The sequence below is a fragment of the Mesorhizobium sp. M7A.F.Ca.CA.004.04.2.1 genome, from assembly GCF_004022825.1.
GTDB lineage: Bacteria > Pseudomonadota > Alphaproteobacteria > Rhizobiales > Rhizobiaceae > Mesorhizobium.
On sequence record NZ_RZPH01000721.1, the window covers coordinates 1 to 3,192 of the forward strand.

A 3,192-nucleotide genomic window follows, 5' to 3' on the forward strand; every position below is an offset into this window, starting at 1 on the left:
GTCATTGGAGGTGCGGTAAAGCGTCTGCTTGATCGCCACCACTTCCGGATCGGCCATCGCCTGGCGCAGGAACTGCACCACGACGTCAAACGATTCGTAGGGGTGATGGACGACGATGTCCTTCTCGCGGATGGCGGCGAAACAATCGCCGCCATGCTCGCGGATACGCTCGGGAAAACGCGGATTGTAGGGCATGAATTTCAGGTCGTCGCGAGGGACGGCGACGATCTCGGAAATCTGGCTGAGCGCCAGCGGCCCGGTGAGCACGCTGATGCGGCTCGACGACACGCCAAGCTCGCCTGCCACGAAGTCGCGCAATTCGCCAGGCATCAGCCTGTCGAATTCGATGCGGATCACCGAACCGCGCCGCCGCCGCTTCAGCGCCGTTTCGAACAGGCGCACGAGGTCCTCGGACTCCTCCTCGACCTCGATATCGCTATCGCGAATGATGCGAAACGTGCCGGAGCCCTTGACCTCATAGCCGGGGAAGAGCTTGCCGATATAGAGGCCGACCGCCTCTTCCAGCGGGATGAAGCGGACATGATGCTTGCGGTCCGGCAGGCGGATGAAGCGCTTCAGCGCCACCGGCAGGCGCAGCAGCGCGCTCATCTCCTCACCATTCTTGCGATGGCGCAATTGCAGCGCCATCGAGAAGCCGAGATTGGGAATGAACGGGAACGGGTGCGCCGGATCGATCGACAGCGGGGTGAGCACCGGGAAAACCTGTTCCTGGAAATGGTCTTCCAGCCAGATTTTCTCGTCCTTGGTCAGCGCATCGCGGGTGATGCTCTCGATGCCTTCCTTGTTGAGCAGCACGGTAAGCGCCGAAAGGCTCTTCTGCTGGTCTTCCTGCAGCCGCTCGACCTCACGCAGCAACTGTTCGAGCTGCTGTTCGGGGGTGCGGCCGTCAGGGCTCTTCAGCGTAATGCCTTCTCGTACCTGGCCGGCAAGACCGGCAACGCGGACCATGAAGAACTCGTCGAGATTGGCGGCCGAGATCGACAGGAAGCGGACGCGCTCCAGCAGCGGATGATTGAGGTTCAGCGACTCCTCGAGGACGCGCCGGTTGAACTGCAGCCAGGAAAACTCGCGGTTGACAAACCGGTCCGGATTGCCGCCCTCCGGGCGGGCCACCTCGACATCCACGAATTCGTTCTGCACCGGCTTCAGTTCGTTCATGATTCCCGCTCTTCCACACCGTCAGCCAGCTAAAGCGTCGTGCGTCATTCAGGACGCGCAAAGGACGCTCTGCCACTCCAAGGCGACGCATGGTCCTTGCCGAAAACCGATGTCGGTCTTCGGGGCCATGCGTTAACCGGCTTAACTTATCCTCTGACAGGCTTTTGCGACAGTTTCATTTCATCGAACTTGCAAAGAGGCCTGATATGATCCAGATGCAGACGAGACTGCGTTAAGGAGACGACGATGGCAGGCGGTTCCATTCCCCATTTTCAGAACGATGCGGGCTATCAGGCAATCGACATCGGCGTGAAGGAATTCATGTGCACGGGCGCCAATCCGCCTTTCGACCACCCGCATGTGTTTCTGGACATGGGCGACGACAACGAAAAAGTCTGCCCCTATTGCTCGACGCTCTACCGCTATTCTCCGAAGCTGAAGGCGACCGAGACGCTGCCGGCCGGCTGCATCTACATCGATCAGGCCGCCTGAGTCTTTCGCGACCAGCCCGATGACCGACACGCGATCCCGGCAAATTGTCATCGCCGGGGCGGGTGTCGCCGGATTGACCGCAGCGCTTGCATTCGCCGACCGCGGCTACCCTGTTCGGGTGTTCGAACAGGCGCAGCGCCTGGAAGCTGCCGGCGCCGGCATCCAGCTCTCTCCCAACGCGACACGTATCCTTCGCCAGCTTGGCGTACTCGACAAGCTGCTGCCGGCAACGGTGCGGCCGGAAGCCGTGGTGTTGAAGGAGGCCGCGACCTTGCGCGAACTGGCGCGGGTGCCGCTGGGGCAAGCCGCCGAAACGCGCTGGCAGGCGCCCTATCTCGTCGCTCACAGGGCTGATCTGCAGAGCGCGCTGATGGCACGGGTTTCCCAGATACCGGATATCCATCTTACCACCGGCGCCCGCGTCAGCAGCGCTGCCACCGGCCCCCATGGCATCACCGCGACGGCCGAGATCGACGGCAAAACCATCAAGGCTGAGGGCTTCCTGCTGATCGGAGCCGATGGTGTCTGGTCGTCGGTGCGCGCACTTGTCGATTCGGCCAAAAGGGCGGCTTTGCCAAGAAACCATTTCTCCGGCGAACTGGCCTGGCGCGCGACCATTGCCGCCGAAAGCGCTGCCGGACAAGCCTTTGCCGCGATCGGTGTAACCAATTGCGTCACCACCTTCCTGCATCCCGGCTTCCATATGGTGGCCTATCCCGTCAGCAAGGGTGCTGCCTTCAATCTCGCTGCCTTCACCAGGGGCGACCGTATTGCCGAAGGCTGGTCCGGCAATGCCGACGCCGGGATCCTGACCCGAGCCCTGCGCGGCACCGCGGCAGAACTTGCCCGCCTGGTCGAGCAGGCCGGCCCATGGACCGCATGGCCGATCCATACGGTCGACAGCAAACAACCTTGGACGACCGGCAACATGGCGCTGATCGGCGATGCCGCGCATGCGATGACGCCGTTCGCGGCGCAAGGCGCGGCGATGGCGATCGAGGATGCTGCGACGCTTGCCGACATCATCGCCGACTTCCCTGCCGACCCCCTGGCCGCACCTGCGACCTGGGAACAGTCACGGCGACCGCGTGTAGCGCAGGTCGCCCGACGCGGCGCTGTCAACCGGCTGGCCTGGCATGCCTCGGGTCCAGTGGCGATTGCGCGCAATGTGTTCCTGAAGGTGCGCTCGGAAAAGCTCGCGGCGGATCTGGATTGGCTCTATGGGTGGCGGGCAGTTGAGGCTGCTGTCAGGCGTTGAAAGCCTGACAGGCTGGCGGGACAGCGCCCCCCTCTGTCCTGCCGGACATCTCCCCCACTTGGGGGGAGATCGGCCGGCACCGCCGATTTCACCAATCTCGAACGTTGCAGGGCCGCAGGAAAGAGCGGGGCGCCGAACCGCCAATCTCCCCCCTCGTGGGGGAGATGTCCGGCAGGACAGAGGGGGGCGCGAAGGAATGAGGCGTCTCGCATTGGCGAAACGCGACAAGACGAGACAGCTAATTATACAGCCGCATCGATAGC

At 63.0% G+C, this 3,192-nt stretch carries 2 protein-coding genes and 1 pseudogene; 2 read left to right on the plus strand and 1 reads right to left on the minus strand.

Going from position 1 to position 3,192, the window contains the following annotated elements; genetic code table 11:
* Nucleotides 1-1,179: pseudogene (locus EN893_RS25835) on the minus strand (RNA degradosome polyphosphate kinase); the annotation flags it as partial.
* Nucleotides 1,180-1,425: 246 nt separating this feature from the next.
* On the opposite strand from EN893_RS25835, the gene EN893_RS25840 reads away from it, so the two are divergent.
* Nucleotides 1,426-1,671 carry a zinc-finger domain-containing protein gene (locus EN893_RS25840; protein ID WP_023814125.1) on the plus strand — a complete coding sequence of 82 codons (246 nt, stop codon included), beginning with the start codon at nt 1,426-1,428 and terminating at the stop codon, nt 1,669-1,671.
* Nucleotides 1,672-1,690: 19 nt separating this feature from the next.
* Nucleotides 1,691-2,929, plus strand: coding sequence for an FAD-dependent monooxygenase (locus EN893_RS25845; RefSeq protein ID WP_127270761.1), 1,239 nt, complete (start codon nt 1,691-1,693; stop codon nt 2,927-2,929).
* Nucleotides 2,930-3,192 lie beyond the last annotated feature (263 nt).